At 48.3% G+C, this 18,471-nt stretch carries 12 protein-coding genes; 4 read left to right on the forward strand and 8 right to left on the reverse strand.

Features of this window, described 5'->3' with window-relative positions:
• Positions 1-145: 145 nt before the first annotated feature.
• From C7Y71_RS05505 to groL, 3 genes are all read left to right on the forward strand, one after another.
• Positions 146-3,541: a M60 family metallopeptidase gene (locus C7Y71_RS05505; protein ID WP_111897384.1), complete on the forward strand. Its 3,396-nt coding sequence runs from the start codon at positions 146-148 to the stop codon at positions 3,539-3,541.
• Positions 3,542-3,715: 174 nt separating this feature from the next.
• Positions 3,716-3,988 carry a co-chaperone GroES gene (locus C7Y71_RS05510; RefSeq protein WP_111897385.1) on the forward strand — a complete coding sequence of 91 codons (273 nt, stop codon included), beginning with the start codon at positions 3,716-3,718 and terminating at the stop codon, positions 3,986-3,988.
• 67 nt (positions 3,989-4,055) lie between these two features.
• Entirely contained in the window at positions 4,056-5,684 is a 1,629-nt protein-coding gene (groL, locus tag C7Y71_RS05515; RefSeq protein WP_111897386.1) for a chaperonin GroEL, read from the forward strand.
• 94 nt (positions 5,685-5,778) lie between these two features.
• Here the strand turns inward: groL and C7Y71_RS05520 are convergent, their stop codons facing one another.
• The 7 genes from C7Y71_RS05520 to C7Y71_RS05550 all read right to left on the reverse strand — a co-directional run bounded on the left by C7Y71_RS05520 (position 5,779) and on the right by C7Y71_RS05550 (position 13,624).
• The gene (locus C7Y71_RS05520) at positions 5,779-8,097 is read right to left on the reverse strand and encodes a metallophosphoesterase family protein (protein ID WP_111897387.1); all 2,319 of its coding nucleotides are present in this window, start codon (positions 8,095-8,097) and stop codon (positions 5,779-5,781) included.
• A gap of 33 nt (positions 8,098-8,130) precedes the next feature.
• Entirely contained in the window at positions 8,131-8,514 is a 384-nt protein-coding gene (locus tag C7Y71_RS05525; RefSeq protein WP_111897388.1) for a hypothetical protein, read from the reverse strand.
• A gap of 43 nt (positions 8,515-8,557) precedes the next feature.
• A complete protein-coding gene (gene tilS, locus C7Y71_RS05530; RefSeq protein WP_111897389.1) occupies positions 8,558-9,919 on the reverse strand; it encodes a tRNA lysidine(34) synthetase TilS in 1,362 nt (453 codons plus the stop codon).
• A gap of 18 nt (positions 9,920-9,937) precedes the next feature.
• The gene (locus tag C7Y71_RS05535; RefSeq protein ID WP_111897390.1) at positions 9,938-10,714 is read right to left on the reverse strand and encodes a radical SAM protein; all 777 of its coding nucleotides are present in this window, start codon (positions 10,712-10,714) and stop codon (positions 9,938-9,940) included.
• 377 nt (positions 10,715-11,091) lie between these two features.
• Positions 11,092-11,679, reverse strand: a complete 588-nt coding sequence (locus tag C7Y71_RS05540) for a hypothetical protein (RefSeq protein ID WP_111897391.1) — start codon at positions 11,677-11,679, stop codon at positions 11,092-11,094.
• A gap of 19 nt (positions 11,680-11,698) precedes the next feature.
• The gene (locus C7Y71_RS05545) at positions 11,699-12,769 is read right to left on the reverse strand and encodes a DUF4435 domain-containing protein (RefSeq protein WP_226943578.1); all 1,071 of its coding nucleotides are present in this window, start codon (positions 12,767-12,769) and stop codon (positions 11,699-11,701) included.
• A 27-nt stretch (positions 12,770-12,796) separates the two neighbouring features.
• The gene (locus C7Y71_RS05550; protein WP_193215991.1) at positions 12,797-13,624 is read right to left on the reverse strand and encodes an AAA family ATPase; all 828 of its coding nucleotides are present in this window, start codon (positions 13,622-13,624) and stop codon (positions 12,797-12,799) included.
• 271 nt (positions 13,625-13,895) lie between these two features.
• Here C7Y71_RS05550 and C7Y71_RS05555 point away from each other — a divergent pair, with 271 nt between their 5' ends.
• Positions 13,896-17,015 (forward strand): TonB-dependent receptor, encoded by a 3,120-nt coding sequence (locus C7Y71_RS05555; protein WP_111897393.1) that lies wholly within the window; start codon positions 13,896-13,898, stop codon positions 17,013-17,015.
• 83 nt (positions 17,016-17,098) lie between these two features.
• Here C7Y71_RS05555 and fucP read toward each other — a convergent pair whose 3' ends face one another.
• A complete protein-coding gene (fucP, locus tag C7Y71_RS05560) occupies positions 17,099-18,427 on the reverse strand; it encodes an L-fucose:H+ symporter permease (protein ID WP_226943579.1) in 1,329 nt (442 codons plus the stop codon).
• Positions 18,428-18,471: the final 44 nt, after the last annotated feature.

The raw sequence follows: 18,471 nt of genomic DNA on the forward strand, positions 1-18,471 counted from the left end.
TTTCAAAACCGCAACTTATCTCAAAAAAAACGAAATAGTGCGCCCATGGATGTTGAATTTATAAAAAATAATTAAAGGTACTTATACACTCGGAAAAATTGCTTACTTTTGCAGAAATTAAACGGAACTTAAAAATTAAGATGTCATGAGAAAAATTACCTCTCAACTATGCGCTCTCGTCGTTATCATGCTGGTAGCAATAAGCACCAGTGCTTATGCGGCAGACACGAAACTGACGGTTACGAACGCAGTTGCAACGAGTTACCAGTCGGGTGAAGGCATAGAGAAAGCCTACGATGGCAACACTTCCACAATCTGGCACAGTGCCTACTCGGGAACTTCATTCCCCGTGAACGCCACGTTCACACTCTCCAGCACATCGCACGTGGACTACATCAAGTACACACCACGTTCGAGCGGTACGAACGGCAACTTTCAGGAAGTAACGGTGTACGTTTCTTCTGCAGCAACGACGACCTACTCGGACGTTACCACAGAAGTAACTACGGTCAATCTCCAAGGCAGCAGTAGCGAAGCCTACATTTACCTTGGCAAAACGGGTGTGGATAATGTACGCAGCGTCCGCCTGTGTATCAAAAGCGGACAAGGCGGATGGGCAAGTGCAGCAGAAATATCCTTCTACAAGGCAGACAATACCATGCAGAATGAACTTGCCAACTATTTCGACGATGCACTCTGCACACAACTCAAAAGCACAGTTACAAGTGCAGACGGCATAGGGAACGAAACAGTGAAAACACTTGTAAGTTCATTGCTTTCTGACGCTGACGGCTACAAGAAATACCGTGTTGGAGAATTTGAGCCTTATGAAACTCTCTCTGTCCTTCGTTCTCGTCTGAAAATCTCTGCAGAATACTGCGCCTACGAGAACCCAACAGGTATTTATTTCAAACCCAACGAATCGATTTACATCCTTGCTCAAGACATACCTTCTTCCGAATCTGTGTCCCTGATTATAAAGAACTGGGGCAAGGCGAGTGACGACGAGGCACAGTCGCAGTCGAGTTTCATGCTGCACAACGGTCTGAATGTCATCACACCGACCCACAGAGGAAATGGCTATGTATCGTACTACAGCAACAATTACGCCACATTGTCCAACGTAAAACTTCACTTCATCAACGCCACTGTAACAGGCTACTTCGACCTTGATCGCGGTGACACAAATGCAGACTGGAAGAAACTCCTGAGCAATGCTACGAGCGACATTCTCGATGTACGCACCAAGCGTCTGCAAGTGGCTTTCCCACTCGAGACATTCAAAGCCAACTGCCCCAACAATGGTGTGGAACTGGCTAAAGCATACGATGAGATTGTTCGCAGGGAACGCGAAGTGATGGGACTTCTCTATTACAATAAGGAACCAAAGAACAGACAATTCTTCCGCGTGGTACACAGCGGCTTCATGTTTGCCGACAACATAGGAGCAGCAGTGGTCAAGAGCAGTGTGGGAGCATGTATTTCAGGCACTCCTTCAAGCCTCGACTTCTGGGGAATGGCTCACGAACTCGGTCACAACAACCAACTCACCCGCAGTTTTAAATGGAGTGGTTGCGGCGAAACAACGAACAACATCTACTCTGCATGGGTGCAATACAACCTGGGCAACAAGAACAGCCTCCGCCTTGAAGACGAGAAATCGGGTATAGACGACTATGCAGGCATGAGAGGCGGACGTTTCGAGGCATATCTTGAAGAGGGTGTTCGCAAAGGTATCAGTTGGCAACTTCAGGACGGACCCGACTATCATGGTGCAACACCAACAATAGTGAATGTTCAGAACGAAGATTATAACGGCAATAAGTTGTCCACCTATTCTAATGTGGAGACACGCAACTATGACCACTTCCTGAAATGCGTGCCACTATGGCAGTTGCAACTTTACACACATCTTGCAGGCCGCTCACCTAACATGTACGGAAAGGTAATGGAAGGCATGCGTAAATTATCAGACAACAGCCTAAGCAACGGAAGATTGCAAGTACAGTTCATGAAACTCGTTTGCGACAGCACACAGATGAACTTCCTGCCTTTCTTTGAAAAAGCCGGCATGCTCCGCCCCATCAACGCATACATTGAGGACTACAGCAAAGGATGGCTGAAGATAAATGCATCAATGATCAACACCCTGAAGAGACACGTCAGCAGTAAGGGCTATGCAGAAATAACCGACGAAGTAAACTACATCACGGCTCACAACTGGCAGACTTATGCCGAGCGCAAACCTTTGGAAGGCTCCACATTGGGCAGCGGTTGTACAGCAAGCGGCAGCACTGTCAGAGTGGATCACAGTGTATGGAAAAATGCCGTGGCATTTGAAACCTATAACAGCGAAGACTCGCTCATACGCATCACCATGTACGGGCTCGGCAGCAACGACAGTCACAGTTTCACAACAGTGCTATATCCGCAGGCTGAAGATGCAGCATACATTATGGCTGTGGGATACGACGGTACACGCATCCGCTGCTACGAAGCGGTCAGCAAAACCTTCAAGCCAGGCAATAAAATCTACCGCATTGTGAGCAACGTACGCAACAAGCCCATCACATCCGTTGCAGTTACTACCGACATCAATGGTAACTATTCAGACGACATGTTGAACAATGCCGCTACTGCAACTACCACAAGTACGCTCACCGACGTACACCAACTCTGGCGCTTCGAGCCTGTGGGCGATGGTTCTTACTACCTCGTCAACCTCAACACAGGTCTTTCCATTGGTGGTTCTTCAAACAGCAATGCTAAATTTATGGAAAAAACCGCAGCAGGCGGATACACCCTCGTTAATCAAAGTGATGACGTTTGGGCACTCTACAACAAGACCAACGGACAATACCTCAACAACTATGGTGGTGCAAGCGGTACAAACCTTGGCTATTGGAGTGGCGGCACAGGCGACAACAACAACCTTTGGAAACTCGAAGAAGTGCCTGAGATTAAGTTGTCTGTTGCCTCATCATTACTCACCTCTGCATATCTCCCCTTCGCTATACGCATGCCAGAAGGTCTGACTGCATACACAGCGATAGAAATGACAGTGAAGGACGGTACAGATGTACTCGTGCTCGAACCACTGCCAGGAGGACTCGTTCCGGCATACACGCCTGCAGTACTTATTGGTGAGCGTAAAACACACACCATAGAAGTAGTGCCCGACGACAACACCGCAGCACCTTCGGGCAACCTGCTACGCGGCACACTCCTCAAGATGACCGGCATCACAGCAGGCACTGTAGCCAACATTACGAATAATAGTACGAGCGGACAAGGTATCTATATAGGAACTGTTACCACAGTGCCCGCCAACCGCGCCTACATGCTTGCAAGCGACCTGCCGACACTGACATCGCCCGGAAACGGACTTGTCTTCTCGCTCAACACCACGGGCATTGAAAATGCTGTCATACTCGGCAATGGTGCAGACAACACGCTCTATAACCTGCAAGGTCAACGCGCGATGCGTCCAACGAAGGGTATCTACATCACAGGCAGTGGTAAGAAAGTTTATATTAAATAAAATTATTCACTTCACTGTCAATATTAAATCACCGACATGTTTGTGTCGGTGATTTTTAAATACTAAATATTTCGTTTTGGCACGGTTTTCGCATATAACCCTTTCTGAAAGATAAAAAACATCTTTCTATATTCAGCAAGAAACAATAAAAACAACTATAAAAATCAAAACATCATGACAATCAAACCATTGGCAGACCGAGTACTGATTAAACCGGCTCCTGCAGAAGAAAAGACAGTTGGTGGCATTATCATCCCCGACACAGCAAAAGAAAAACCGCTTCAGGGCGAAGTCATTGCAGCCGGAAACGGCACCAAGGACGAAGAAATGGTGCTCAAAGCAGGCGACAACGTGCTTTACGGCAAATACAGCGGCACAGAAGTGGAACTCGATGGTGAGAAGTACCTCATCATGCGCCAGAGCGACGTTCTCGCCGTTATCTGTTAATCATTCTTCCAAAGACAAACTAAAGAAAAGAAAAACAAAGTCAACAAACTATTAAATTCAGAAGACAATGGCTAAAGAAATTAAATATAACGTAGAAGCGCGCAACCTCCTCAAAGAGGGTGCTGACGCATTGGCAGAAGCCGTAAAGGTAACACTCGGTCCTAAAGGCCGCAACGTTGTTATCGAAAAGAAATTCGGTGCACCCCGCATCACGAAGGACGGTGTGACCGTGGCAAAGGAGATTGAACTCGATGGTACATTCGAAAATGCTGGTGCACAACTCGTTAAGAGTGTTGCATCCAAGACTGGCGACGATGCCGGCGACGGAACAACCACAGCAACAGTTCTCGCACAGGCTATCCTTGCAGAAGGTATGAAGAACGTGGCAGCCGGTGCAAATCCCCTCGACGTGAAACGCGGCATCGACAAGGCTGTAGCAAAAGTTGTAGAAAGCCTCAAGAAGCAAGCCGAGCAAGTTGGTGAAAGTTATGACAAGATTGAGCAAGTGGCAACCATCAGTGCCAACAACGACGAAGAAATCGGCAAACTCATCGCCGACGGTATGCGCGCAGTAAGCGTAAACGGCGTTATCACCATTGAGGACGCCAAAGGACGCGACACCGTGCTCAAGACCGTTGAGGGTATGCAGTTCGACCGTGGCTACCTCTCACCTTACTTCGTTACCGACGCAGAAAAGATGCAGTGTGTCATGGAAAAGCCTTACATCCTCATCTACGACAAGAAAATCTCTAACCTCAAGGACTTCCTCCCCATCCTCGAACCTGCAGTACAATCGGGCCGTCCACTCCTCGTTATTGCAGAGGACGTTGACAGCGAAGCGCTCACCACACTCGTAGTGAACCGCCTGCGCTCACAACTGAAGATTTGCGCTGTCAAGGCTCCGGGCTTCGGCGACCGTCGCAAGGCCATGCTCGAGGACATTGCCGTACTGACTGGCGGTGTGGTTATCAGCGAAGATAAGGGGCTGAAACTCGAACAAGCCACTATCGAAATGCTCGGTTCTGCTGAGAAGGTTACCATCACGAAGGAAAACACCACCATCGTGAACGGCGAAGGTCGCAAAGAAAATATTGAAGACCGTATACATCAGATTAAGAACGAAATAGCCAACACTACTTCTTCTTACGACAAAGAGAAACTTCAGGAACGCCTTGCCAAACTCAGCGGTGGTGTTTGCGTGCTCGAAGTTGGTGCAGCCAGCGAGACAGAACAGAAGGAAAAGAAAGACCGTTGCGACGACGCACTCTGTGCTACTCGTGCTGCCATTGAAGAAGGTGTGGTAACCGGTGGCGGTGTGGCATACATCCGCGCACAGGCTGCCCTCGAGGGTCTCACCGGTGCCAATGCCGACGAAACAACAGGTATCAACATCATCCGCAGAGCCATTGAGGAGCCCCTTCGCCAGATTTGCACCAACGCAGGTCTTGAAGGTGCTGTGGTTGTGAACAAGGTGCGCGAAGGCAAGGGCGACTTCGGCTACAATGCCAAGACCGACACTTACGAAAATCTCCGCGCAGCCGGTGTGGTTGACCCCGCCAAGGTAACACGTGTTGCCCTCGAAAATGCTGCAAGCGTGGCAGGCATGTTCCTCACCACAGAATGTGTGATTTGCGACAAGAAGGAAGAACATCCCGAAATGCCTATGGCTAACCCGGGCATGGGAGGCATGATGTAAAGACCTTCATCAGATAGTCTGAACATATAAACATAAAGCACCGCTACCAACATTCTGGCAGCGGTGCTTTATGTTTGGAGATTTCTGAAAACTTTCAATTCACAAACGTCTTCTTTCCATCCACAATGTAGAGTCCGCGTTTGGGTTTCATAACACGGCGACCTTGCAAGTCGTAGATGCCTGCAGCCTTAGAGGTTTTTATGACAGAAGGCGTTTCGATACCTACTGTAGAATTATCCACATTGCGATAGACTGTGTAGGATGCAAGATTTTTCGTGACGTTAATGCCGCTGAACGTGCCACTCTCGCCATAATTCTTCATTTGGAACACGATGCGGTCTTTGTATACATAGATTACAAGAGCCTGCACAATTCGCGAGTTTGAGGTGTTTACCTGAGTATCAATGGTGTTCAAGGCATAGCGCATAGACCCCATGAAAGCCGAAATAAACGAAGGTTCTCCTTCCGGTGCTTTTTCAATGTTCCATATCACTTTGTCATTTCGTGCCATGGTCAATTTGTCGCCCTCAGGCGTAATGCGCACACTCCTAAGCATCTGATAAGCGGTACCTTTGTTCACCAACTCGTTACCCATAGCATACGAATTGGTAGAATTGTTGACTACAACGATGTATTTTCCGCCTATTTTCAGAGCGCTGCAAAGATTTGCTGTGATAGTATCCGCCGAAGCATACTCCACCTCAAAGAATTTCACTGTTCCGCCATCAACACGGGTAACAGATCCGCTTCTGCCCAGACCTAAAGGCAGACCATCCAACTTCACTGTGGCAACAGTGCCGTTCATAGACAGTTCGCACAGCATTGGTTTGTCCGACATACAGGTGCTTCGGGAGTCGTAGGAAAGATACCTGCCATCTTCCTGATTGCGCAGACACACGATACCGTTCGTAATGGGGACTATCCCTGCAATCTGACCACTGTCTGCAGCCAATTCCCAAACGGCTGTTTCACCAGGACTTAAGTCGAAATATACATTCGGACTGGTGATTGGGCTCAGCACTTTCACACCATTGAGACGTGAACTGTTTCCGCTTCCTGTTCCATCGCTACACAAAGCATAATAGAGGTTGTCCTTCGTTGCCTGAGCCACGAAAATAAACTTCTCACCAGGTACAAAATCGCTGAAATTCTGCACCCTTCTGCCATATACCCTCGTAGATGTGGAACGCACATATCTGTAAACATAGATGGGCACAGCAGATTCGCCGCCCGAGAATGTGGCAGAACTACCGCAGAACAGGTATCTGTCCGCAAATTGAAGGATGAATGCATTTGCATTGTTCGATGCTGCAGAAATCATTACTTCTGTGGGCGCGTCTTGAGTTGACAGATTGTTCTCAGTAGAATAGTTGAGATATTTGCCGCTCTGCATACTCTTGAAGGTAACCCGCGCGACACTGTCTGAACGGAGGTTCTCGAGAGGTCCATCCACATGTGTGGAGTCTGTCGTAGAGATGATGTTACCGGCATTGTCGTAACGAGTGATTCGTTGCGACGTACGATAGCGCGAATAGGCATAGTCGGTATGATGGTCATGCCCATAAAGCATGATGAGATTGGGGTGCTTTGCCAGTTCCTGCTTGAGTTGCCACCCCGTACTTCTCGGGTCTTTACACTCTATTCCCTTGGAGTAGGCGCTGATACCCTTCGAGTCGCCAAAAGGAATGTGGAGCAAGAAAAACACAGTCTTGTCGGGATTGTCGGCATAAATCTCCTGCAACTTCATGATAGCCCAGTTCACTGACTCCTGACTGTATTGGTAGTCCCATGCGTCAGCCCATTGGTATTTTCCGCAGTTGAGTACCACGAAGTCGAAGCCATCCACCACATAATGAAACGCCGCAAGCACGGAAGTCTTTCCCAACGTACCATTGTCGCACGTCTCGTAGAATTTGTCATCGTCGGAAAGTGGATACACGTCCTCCTCCATCACGGGATAGTATTCCGCTGAATTGTAAGGCTTCGGCAGTCCATTAAGGTTGGCTACTTCATAGTCGTGGTTACCTGTGGCATAAAGTACAGGGCGAAGGGTGCGCGTATCTTTGAATCCTCCGCGTGTGGCTTGCCGCATCAAGTCGCGTATGCGCTCCCAATGGGCTTTGTCAATGGTACAGTCGCTGGTATAGTCGCCTCCCATGATAATAATATCAAGGTCTTCGTCTGCCTTCATCTTAGCCATCGTGTTGAGCACAGTACCGCGCACGCGTATGGAGTCTATGGCACAAGAGATGAGTTCTTGCTGGTTGTGTAAATCCGACAGACATCCTATAGTCAGGAGAGGTTTCTCATCCACTGATTCTCCGCTTTCAGTCTGTGCTTTTAGCGTCAAGCCGCCAAAAGGTGCAAAGATAATAAAGGATAGAACCAATAATAAAGTAGTCAGTTTTTTCATGGTAAATATATGTATGTTGCCTGTATGAGGCTGTTAATCGATGTTGAAAGATAGTGTGTCGCCACGCGATGTGCCCATACCGTTTCTAGCAAATGCAGTGCAACTGTATGCGCCAGGCTCCAACGAGTCGGCTGTGGCGCGGAAAATGGATGTAGAATCATCCGACAGCACCTTCACCGCGGAAAGGTTGTCGGACCAATACTCGAACCCACATTCGCGTATGCTACTGTTAGGTGAAGCCTCTATCTCACCAGTAACGGTTACAGCCTGATCTGCCACCTCCACATTCAGCGTTCTCACGGTGGGCTTAAAGGGCTGTTCACCGGAACGGTCTTCGCCGGTACATGATGCAGCAACGGCAAGCACAATACCCGCCGCAAGTATCTTGCAAACTATGATGAGGTCCTTAAATTTCACGTGAAGTTCCCTTTGGGGCTGCAAGTTACAAAAAAAAACCGAATTAGTTCACTATTCTTCGGCTTAAACGCATATCCAGCGATAAAACATCTTCTGTCTCTGTTGTTATGGCAGCCCTTGCGTCGATGCGATGCCCTACTACCCAGAGGATGCCATTATCGTCACCCACAACGAGTGTTTTCATCTTTTCCAAGCGCGAAAGTTTCTTATCAGTAAGGTAGTCGCTCACGAGTTTCGAGCCTTTCATGCCGTAAGGCACAAACCTGTCGCCTTCTTCAGTGTTTCTCACCCACAACCTGCCCACGACGGCACGCTTATCAAGTTTGGCGCACCATGGGCGGATCTTGTCTATCAAGCGGTTGTCTGTTACAGCCACAGAGAGGGTTCCGAAGCCCAGCAATTCCAAAGAGCCTTCGTCAGGCAGGAACGCCTTTGCCAAGGGGCTGAAAGCAGGACAGTATTCAAGGTGGGAGGCGGACTGTGTGCAAATATGCGTGGCACTCTTGTACAATGCCCCTACCCTGCCGTTGAGTTTCGCTATTTCGTCCACCTCCGTCGAAGAAAACTTGCCTTCGAGCCAATGCCGCACGATGAGGTGACCGTACGGCTCCGTTCTGAGCCAATCGAGCGGCAGACGATGGATGCCGTTCACAACCGTTTCGTGCGCTGCGATAGTTTTCTGCAGATGACTCTCAGCAAACTGGAAATATTCGCGCAAGTGGTCTGCCGTTTGCTGCAACGAACTGTCGATGGAAGGGTTTATAGTGCGCAGGAGAGGTATTACTTCGTGGCGTATTTTGTTGCGCTTATACCGCGTATCGGTATTGCTGCTGTCCTCCACATATTTTGCGCCGCAGGCTTTCAGGAAATCGAGCACTTCGCTCTGACTGCATGTTATGAGTGGTCGCACCACATTTCGGTCGTTCTTCAGCGACATACCGCACAGTCCTCGCAGCCCTGTGCCGCGCAAAAGATTGAGCAAAAGCGTCTCGTTGCTGTCATCGCGATGGTGCGCCACGGCTATGCATACGGCATCATGTTTCTGGCGCAACTGTTCAAACCAGTCGTAACGCAGTTCGCGAGCCGTCATTTCTATGCTCCATCCGAGCCGCGAAGCCTCGTTCTGTGTATCAAATTGCACCATTTCGAGAGGAATATCTTGTTCTTCGCAGAATTGCCGCACAAAGTCCGCATCGCGCTCGCTCTCCTCGCCCCGCAATCTGAAGTTGCAATGCGCTGCCACCAACCGACAGCCAAGTGCCTTTAGCGCCAGCACCATAGCCACGGAGTCGGCACCACCGCTCAGACCGGCTATAACGAGCCCGTCGCCCACGAACTCGAGAAAGCCCGTGTTGACAATTTTTTCAAGGAGTGGATGCTGCGAAGGTGTACTATTCCTTTTCATAATGGAGTTTTGAGAGCGTCAATAAGATACAGAAGTGTTGAAACCGGCAGCACGCAGGATGTCTGCAATGCGGTCCAGGTCCTCGTGTGTGGCTTTCCGGAGGTTGGCGTCGGGTGTCTCACGGTCGATGGTGTAGATCATCACCTGCTGCGGACGGATGGTCTTCAGGGCGTCCAGCCATGGCAGTACGAATTCATCGCTGGTGTTGTCCACCGAAATGCCGTTGTGCATACCTTTCATAAACATGGTCTGCACGATGACATGTCCATCGAAAGCCACCATAGCCCTGACGATTTCTTCTACATCATACTTCCCCACGGGGCGGTCCGTGAGGCGGATATATTCGGCATCCACCGTATCGAGTTTCAGGATATTATCATCCACCTTCATGAGCGCATCATGCACGGCGGGGCGCATACACTGCGTGGCATTGCTCAGTACGGCTATTTTTGCTTTCGGACAGTAGCGGTTGCGCAACGCGATGGTATCGTCGATGATTCCGGCAAAATCTTTATGAAGCGTGGGCTCACCGTTGCCTGCAAAGGTCATCACATCGGGCAGCACGCCCTCTGCCACCATCTTCTGCAACTGTCGCTCAAGCGCTGCTGCCACTTCGGCACGCGTGGGACGCGGAGAATGTGTCACGTGGTCCTTGTTGAAACCGCACTCGCAGTAGATGCAGTCGAAACTACACTGCTTACCGTCGCCCGGAAGCAGGTTGATGCCCAGCGACACACCGAGCCGACGGCTGTGAACAGGTCCGAAAATCGGAGAAGGATATATTATAGTTGACATGACTAAATGCTTTTATTGGGCAAAAATAATAAAAACTGAAGGAACACGTACACGAACTGAAATGAACCACGAACGATACTTAGCCTTCTTCCTCCATGAATTTCCATAAAATAGCCATCAATTTAACCCACAGCAAAAGACCACAAAGGACAAATTCTCTGCTTCGCGATAGGGTCTCGGAACTCCGAAAAAAACCACGAATTACAAATCAAGATTACTCGCTTGTTAAAGCAAGGATTTCATAAATTTTGCCATTGCTCCGCTTGGCGATTACACAGATTGTGGCGAGAACAGTCAACGTTCTACTCTCCCACTCCCTAAAGGTCTTCGCTATTCAAATCTTCGTTCTTTTCAGAGTTGAGAATGATATAATGCTTCTATCTATTCTCCAGATTATGAATGTTATTCGACCAATAAATAGGTTTGTCGGGATTTAGGCGAAAGTTCTCTGCATAAGACTTACGAATAGGAAAAGGTTCTTGAAGAGCTCTCAGAGGTATGCAGTACAAGTCTGCAGGGTGGTCGGGTGTTCCTCCTACACCGAGCATCACGACTACTGACATATTTTTGTCACGCGAGAACTTGTTGTAGTCGTCAATCTTATATTGTTCCACCCACGACACCTTCATGTCGCCATTATACTCGTGCCACGATGAGCGATATTTGCATTCTATGGCAAACTCTTTATTAGTGGCTTTATCACGGAACACTATATCGCAATATTTGTTACGCTCCGCTTTATGGTACTGTCCGCTATAATCGTTCACTTTTTCTATAAGTTTGAACTGTCTGGGGTTGAGCAGATTTACAACGTATTCTTCGAAGTCCTTGCCCATCTTGTAATTCTCATTGACCACTGAACTCGTTTCTTTCTGCGATTTGCTGTCTGAACGCGCCACAAAATAAATGCCTAATGCGAGACAAATTGCGCCGATTATTATAAGAGGTATTCCCATTTTCTTCATTATATCAGTTTGATATAGATTATTTTACACTTTCTCCCAGCTCCAAGAGCCCCTCAGCAGCAAGGAAGTCTTTGATATTGGCGATGATTTGTTGATATTGCGGTGCTGCGGTGTAGCCGGTCTGCTTGCGCATCATTTCCTCTACGGCAGCGGTGGAGTGCTGGTAGCCGCTGAGTTCGTTCTGGAACTGTGTGCGGTGTACGGCGTTGTTTCTGATTTCCCTTTCCCGCTCTCTGCGCAGGCGTTCACAGACTGCGGTCATGAGGGGTGTTACTATGCCGTCCTGCAAGTCGTGTCCGCGCATGTAGAGATAGGTTGTTTCGGGTGTCAGACCCTTTTGCAAGAGTTCGTCGCGCAGGGGTTTGTACGTTTTCTTACCTTCAGGAAATTCCTTGTAGAGTCGTGATATCTTGGCATTGACGCGGTGCTGAAGCGCATTGAGTTTCGCTTCCGGATGATAAAGGTTGACATCATTCAGACCTACGATATTGAAGAAGTCGAGCAACGAGAATTTCTTGTACTGCCCATACCGATATGCCCAGACGTTCCATACGAAGAGTGGCCAGATGATGCGCGAATAGGCTGTGAGGAAGGATTCGAAGTCGAAAATGCGGTGGTCGTTGAGCGTCGCCATGACGCACACGCCATGCAGCGATGGGGCGTAACACTGGAAGTTTTCTATTGCATAGACGTAGGTGTGGAAGATGTATTTGTTGCTGCACACTTCGACACTGGTGGGTGTAGAGCCTTCAATGAGGTAGTCGTAGTCGGCGTCCACACAGGCGATCATGCAGCCGCCGAGTCTGTCGCCGAGTTGATTGCCGATGGCTATTTTCTTTCCCTTGCCGAGCGACTCGTTGGAGGGCAGCATCACCTCAAAATAGAATTTTTCGTTCTCGAGGGGTCGAAGCAGGTTGCTCCAAAAGAAGATGTCGTTGTAACTCTCCACGTATGCCACGATTTTCTTGCGCGCACCCGCCCCGTTGAGTTTATTCAATGCGGAAACATAATCCGAATTGATATAACTCGTCAGGCCACCACCCATGTTAGTGGTACCATAAGCAGCGTTTCTGTTTCTTTTTCGCGACATGTTGCAGATAATTGTTGAAAATAGCCCTTATGTAGTTATATTGTCTACTTCGGTCACGGCATGCTGCCAATCTTTCATGATTACACCGGGCGAATGCGTGGTAAGTATGATTTGTGCGTTAGGATTGAGCGTGCGCACCATCGTGATGAGGTCTTTCTGCCATTCGAAGTGAAGGCTTGCCTCGGGTTCGTCCATCAGGAAAACGTATGGCTGCATGTCTTCCGTGAGTGCCGTGAGGAGAATAATCAGCATTTGTTTTTCACCGCTTGAGAGGAGGTATGGTTTAAGCACCTCTTCGTACTGCAGGAATTGCAGTTCGTTGCTCTGGCGGTCCACTTTCTTGCCCGTCCCTTCAAAGAGTTGGTCCACCATATCCAAGAATTTCGTCTTCATGGCAGAAGCCTTCACTGCCTGTTCATGCGCATCGGGCGAGCCGCTCGTGAGCAACTGAATCATTCTGTTACCCACATTCACCTGATAGTGGAGATAGCGGCGCTGCAACTGATAGAGTTGCCAATCGAGTTCTGTCACGATGCGTTCGTCTGTGATGACCTGTGTGCGCCCGTTGTCCATCAGTATTCTGTCGAAACTGCGGATAATGTCATAACGTATGCATGTGGCATCACTGGGGTCAAACACCACCTTGACATCGGCGAACTCGTTTTTTACTATCTCTCCTGAATATGGTGCGTTGCGCAAGTTCTGCACGATGCGGTTGAGGATGGTGCTCTTCCCTGCGCCATTCTTACCGCTAAGCACGTTCACATCGGGGCGAAGCGTCCATTTAACATGACGACGTCCGCTCCACAAACTGCGGATTTCAATCTTTGAGATATAATTCGCGTATTTCATAATCTGTTCCACATTAGGTTTTACGCAAAATTACTCATTTCATGCGAGGAATGTGTTTTTTTTTCGAAAAAAAGTGAAAACAAACTAAACTAATACCGTCTTTTTGCGTCTAATTATCAAATCTGCAAGTTACAGAACGCTTTGCATGAAACCAAGATGGGAAGAACGTGCGGAATTACTGACGATAACTCAACAGTAATGCTGCAAGTTTTCACTATATGTGTATATAAAGTCTATGTCTCTTTGCTGAAATAAATAAAAAACTTACATACTTATGAGAAGGAAACTCTTCTTTTTAGCACTCGTTTTCATCACCGCACTGACCTCACAGGCGCAAATCACCGTAACCGGTACAGTATTCGACGCTGATGAAGGCGAGCCTTTGGAATATGCCGTAACTGCCATCATGCGCGACACAGCCATTGTGGGAAGGGCAAACACCGACGAAAAAGGTGTGTTCACCATCCCTGTCAAAGAGCCAGGAATGTACAAACTACGCATTTCTTACATCGGCTATTCCACATTCTCTGCCACTTTCAATGTGGAAGAAAACAAAGAAGTCGTTAACCTCGACACCGTCCTCCTTGGTTCAAAAAACAGCACAGGCAACCGCGCCATCGTTACAGCCACAGTGGCAAAGGTGCAGCAGGTGGAGGACACAACAGTGTACAACGCTTCAGCCTATCGTGTGCCGGAAGGTTCCACTCTTGAAGCACTCATCAAGCAGTTGCCCGGAGTGCAAGTGAGCGACGAAGGTACCATCACATGGAACGGGAAAACCGTATCGGAATTCCTCATCAACGGCAAAAACTTCTTCAAAGGTAACACCGATGTGGCAATGAAGAATCTACCGACTGACCTCGTTAGCAAAATAAAGGCATACGACCGAAAGAGCGACTATACACAGCAGACAGGTATTGACGATGGAGAGGAAGTTACCGTGATGGACATTTCGACCAAGCGCGAGCTCAACCAATCATGGATAACCAACATCACGGGAGGCTACGGTACAGAACACCGCTACAGTGCACAACTCTTCATCTCTCGTTTTACTGACAAGAGCCACATCTCCCTTATGGCGGCTGCCAACAATGTCAGCGACCGAGGATTTGGAGGACCCCGAGGATTTGGAGGCTCAAACGGATTAACTGCTTCAAAGAGCATTAATTTCAGCGCAGAGTGGGACAACGGCAAAAAACGATTTGCGCCAGGACGCTTTGAAATCGAAGGCGACATCCGCTTCAACCACCGCAGCACAGACGTATATTCCAGAACAGCTTCTGAAAGTTTCCTCTCAACAGGTTCAACAAGTTCTGTACAATCCTTCGGAGTAAGCCAAAGCCAAACATTCGGGTCTAATACAAACTTAAATGCAAACTTAGAACTGGATTGGAGCCCCGACTCGATGACAGCCATCTCATTTGAACCCACCATGTCCTACTCCAACAGCCGAAGCAACGGTACTAGTCTCAGCGCCACATTCAACGACGACCCCTTCACACTTGAAAACATTGTCAGTACAGGCGATGTGCTTGATAGTATATTTGCCACAAACGTAATGCCCGCGCTACGTGCCATGACTGTAAACCGCAACACGAATTATAGCAAAAGTAAGAGCCATAGCTTTAGTACTAACGCCCGACTCAACATGACACGCAGAATAGGAAAAAATGGGCGTAACTTCAATATCAGCCTCAACGGAGGATTTGGTAACAGCAAAAGTCGCTCTTTCTCTATTTCAAACATTGACTACTTCCAGCAAGATAGGACCACATTCCAAAACATCTATTCTTATAATCCCTCAAAAAATTGGAATTATAATGTGCGTTTAGGCTATGTAGAACCGCTCGGAAAGAAATGGTTTGCAGAAGCACGCTATCAATATTCTCATCGATTCACCGACGGAGAACGTCAACGCTATGCCCTACACGAAATGGATGATACAACTTACAGATACAATTCATTCGACTGGGCATTAGAAAATTTCGGCTCAGCACCCACCGACGCTGAAATACTCTCTGCCATACGCGACGAAAGAAACAGTCAGTATGCCAAATACCACTATTCTAACCACAACATTACACTCGGCATACGCTATAATGGTGAAAAAATACGCACTAACATCGGTGTATCGCTTAACCCACAGCACACAAAGATGGACTACAACCGCCCCGCACTGCTTGACACCGTGGTCACACGCGACGTTTTCAACGTGTCGCCCGAATTCAACTTCCGCTATAGTTTCTCGCGAACAAACAACCTTGAATTCCGATTCCGCGGACAGGCTTCACAACCATCTATGACCAACTTACTTGATGTATGGGACGACTCTAATCCTCTCAGCATATCAGGAGGTAACCCCAATCTGAAGCCTTCATGGGCAAATTCTTTCAATGCCAACTATCGTGGCTACAACACAGACCGGCAGCAAGGCATCAACGCGCGATTAAGTTTCAACCAAACGCTCAACTCCATCAGCAGTCGCACCGTCTATGATGAAGCAACAGGTGTGCGCTACACAAGACCAGACAACATCAACGGAAACTGGAATATCAATGGGAACTTCATGTTCAACACGCCAATTGATGCTCAAAAACTATTTAATGTAACCACATACACCGACTTCGGGTTCCAACGACAAGTGGGTTATATGAGTACATACAGATCAGGGAACAACACACCCATGCTCTATGATGCCGTGTACACACCACGCCTAATGGATGCTGAAACCACAAACTATCAAGAAATATTCGATAGAGCCACCAGCACTAGTACAAAGGGGAATACTCGTACATTCACATTAAACGAAGCATTGACGCTAACCTACAAGCACACATATTTTGACATAGGCGCTAACGGAAATATAAGATATCAGAACGTACGCAGCACATTGACCTCAAACAACAAATTGGACACTTGGCAGTTCAGCTACGGACTAAATGGTAATCTCCATACAAACATCGGTATTTCATTCTCCACAGATATTCGAATGAGTTCGCGTCGCGGCTATTCATCTAAGGAAATGAACACCAACGAACTCCTCTGGAACGCACAACTTTCATACAGCTTCCTCAGCAACAAGGCAGCCACCATAAGACTCCAATGGAATGACATCTTGCAAAGACAGAGCAACATCAGTCGCAGCATTTCAGCCACAAGCCGAACCGACAGAGAAACTAATGCCATCAACTCTTACTTCATGGTAAGTTTCACCTACAAACTCAACATCTTCGGCGGCACAAGCAGAGACAAACAGCTCCAACAAAGGAACGGACCAAGCGGTCGACGCCCAGGCGATGGTCCTCCTCCAGGTGGCAGAGGAGGTGGCAGACCTGGTGGAGGTGGCGGCTTCGGAGGAGGCGGTGGCTTCGGCGGAGGCAGGGGCGGCTTCTAAGGCATAACATTACCCCACTATATTAAAGAGCGGATCATAAAAACGATTATGACCCGCCCTTTTGTTTTGTTCTGAAACCAACGTTAACCTGCAGCCAATTTCTTGCGGAAGAAATAGGTGCGCAGTCCGTAGATCATGACGATAACGAAGCAGATGAGCGGAAGCACAAACGACACGTTCACTGCAGCCATGCCGGCTATCTCCTTCCGGTCAATAATCATGCCCTGGAGTGGCGGCATGAGCGCACCGCCCACGATTGCCATCACGAGGAAAGCCGCACCGAGTGTGGTGTCTTTGCTGTCCACATTCTCAAGCGCAATGCCATAGATGGTGGGGAACATCAGCGACATGAAGATACTGATGCAAACGAGGCAGTAAAGACCAACAATACCTTCTATGAGAATAGCGCCGAGCGAAGCACAACCAGCCCCTATGGCAAAACATGCCAGCAGCAAACTGGAATTCACATACTTCATCAGGAATGTACTGATAAAGCGCCCTGTGATAAACATTGCCATGGCAGCGATATTATACATCTGTGCTGTTGCCTTGTTGATACCTATGTTGTCTGCATACTGGATGATGAATGTCCACACCATGATTTGCGCTGCCACATAGAACATCTGGGTGATGACACCTTCACGATAAATCTTGTTGGATACAAGGTTTTTCAATGTCTGCGCGTTGCTTATCTTCTCGCCCTGAATGTTGGTCTGCGGCATCTTGGTCAGGATGATTATGACGAGCAATGCCACTACCACGAGACCGATGGCTACGTATGGGTCGCGGATGATGGCAAGGTCGTGCAAGCGGATGCCTGCCTTCTCAGCGTCGGAGAGCGACGGGAAGATAATCTCACCTGCTGCATTCCTGCGGTCGGAAATCAACTGGGGCAGCACTATGAACGATGCCACGCTCATGCCGATGATAGAACCCATCGGGTTGAACGACTGCGCGAGATTGAGCCGTCGTGTAGAGGTCTCTTTCGAACCGAGTGAAAGAATGAACGGATTGGCTGTCGTCTCGAGAAAGGCAAGTCCGAAAGTTAGGATGTAGAGCGAGAGGCAGAAGAAGGTGAATTCCTGGTATGCCGCTGCGGGAATGAACAGGAATGCACCGGTGGCATAAAGCGAAAGTCCGAGCACGATACCGCTCTTGTAACTGTATTTGCGAATGAAAAGCGCTGCCGGCACAGCCATGGTGGCATAGCCGCCATAGAAAGCGAACTGAACCATCGAGGCCTTCGTGGCAGAGAGTTCCATCACAGTTTGAAATGCCGCCACCATGGGGTTGGTAATGTCGTTTGCAAAACCCCACAGGGCGAAGAGGGAGGTTATCAGAATAAACGTCTTGAGATATTTTTTCTCAACGAGTTTTTGCCTGATGCCTCCGTTTTGAAGATTATTTTCCATGCAAAAAATGTAATATTTCTGTTTTAATTCTGTTCAAGTAAGTC

This window comes from Pseudoprevotella muciniphila (genome assembly GCF_003265305.2).
GTDB lineage: Bacteria > Bacteroidota > Bacteroidia > Bacteroidales > Bacteroidaceae > Alloprevotella > Alloprevotella muciniphila.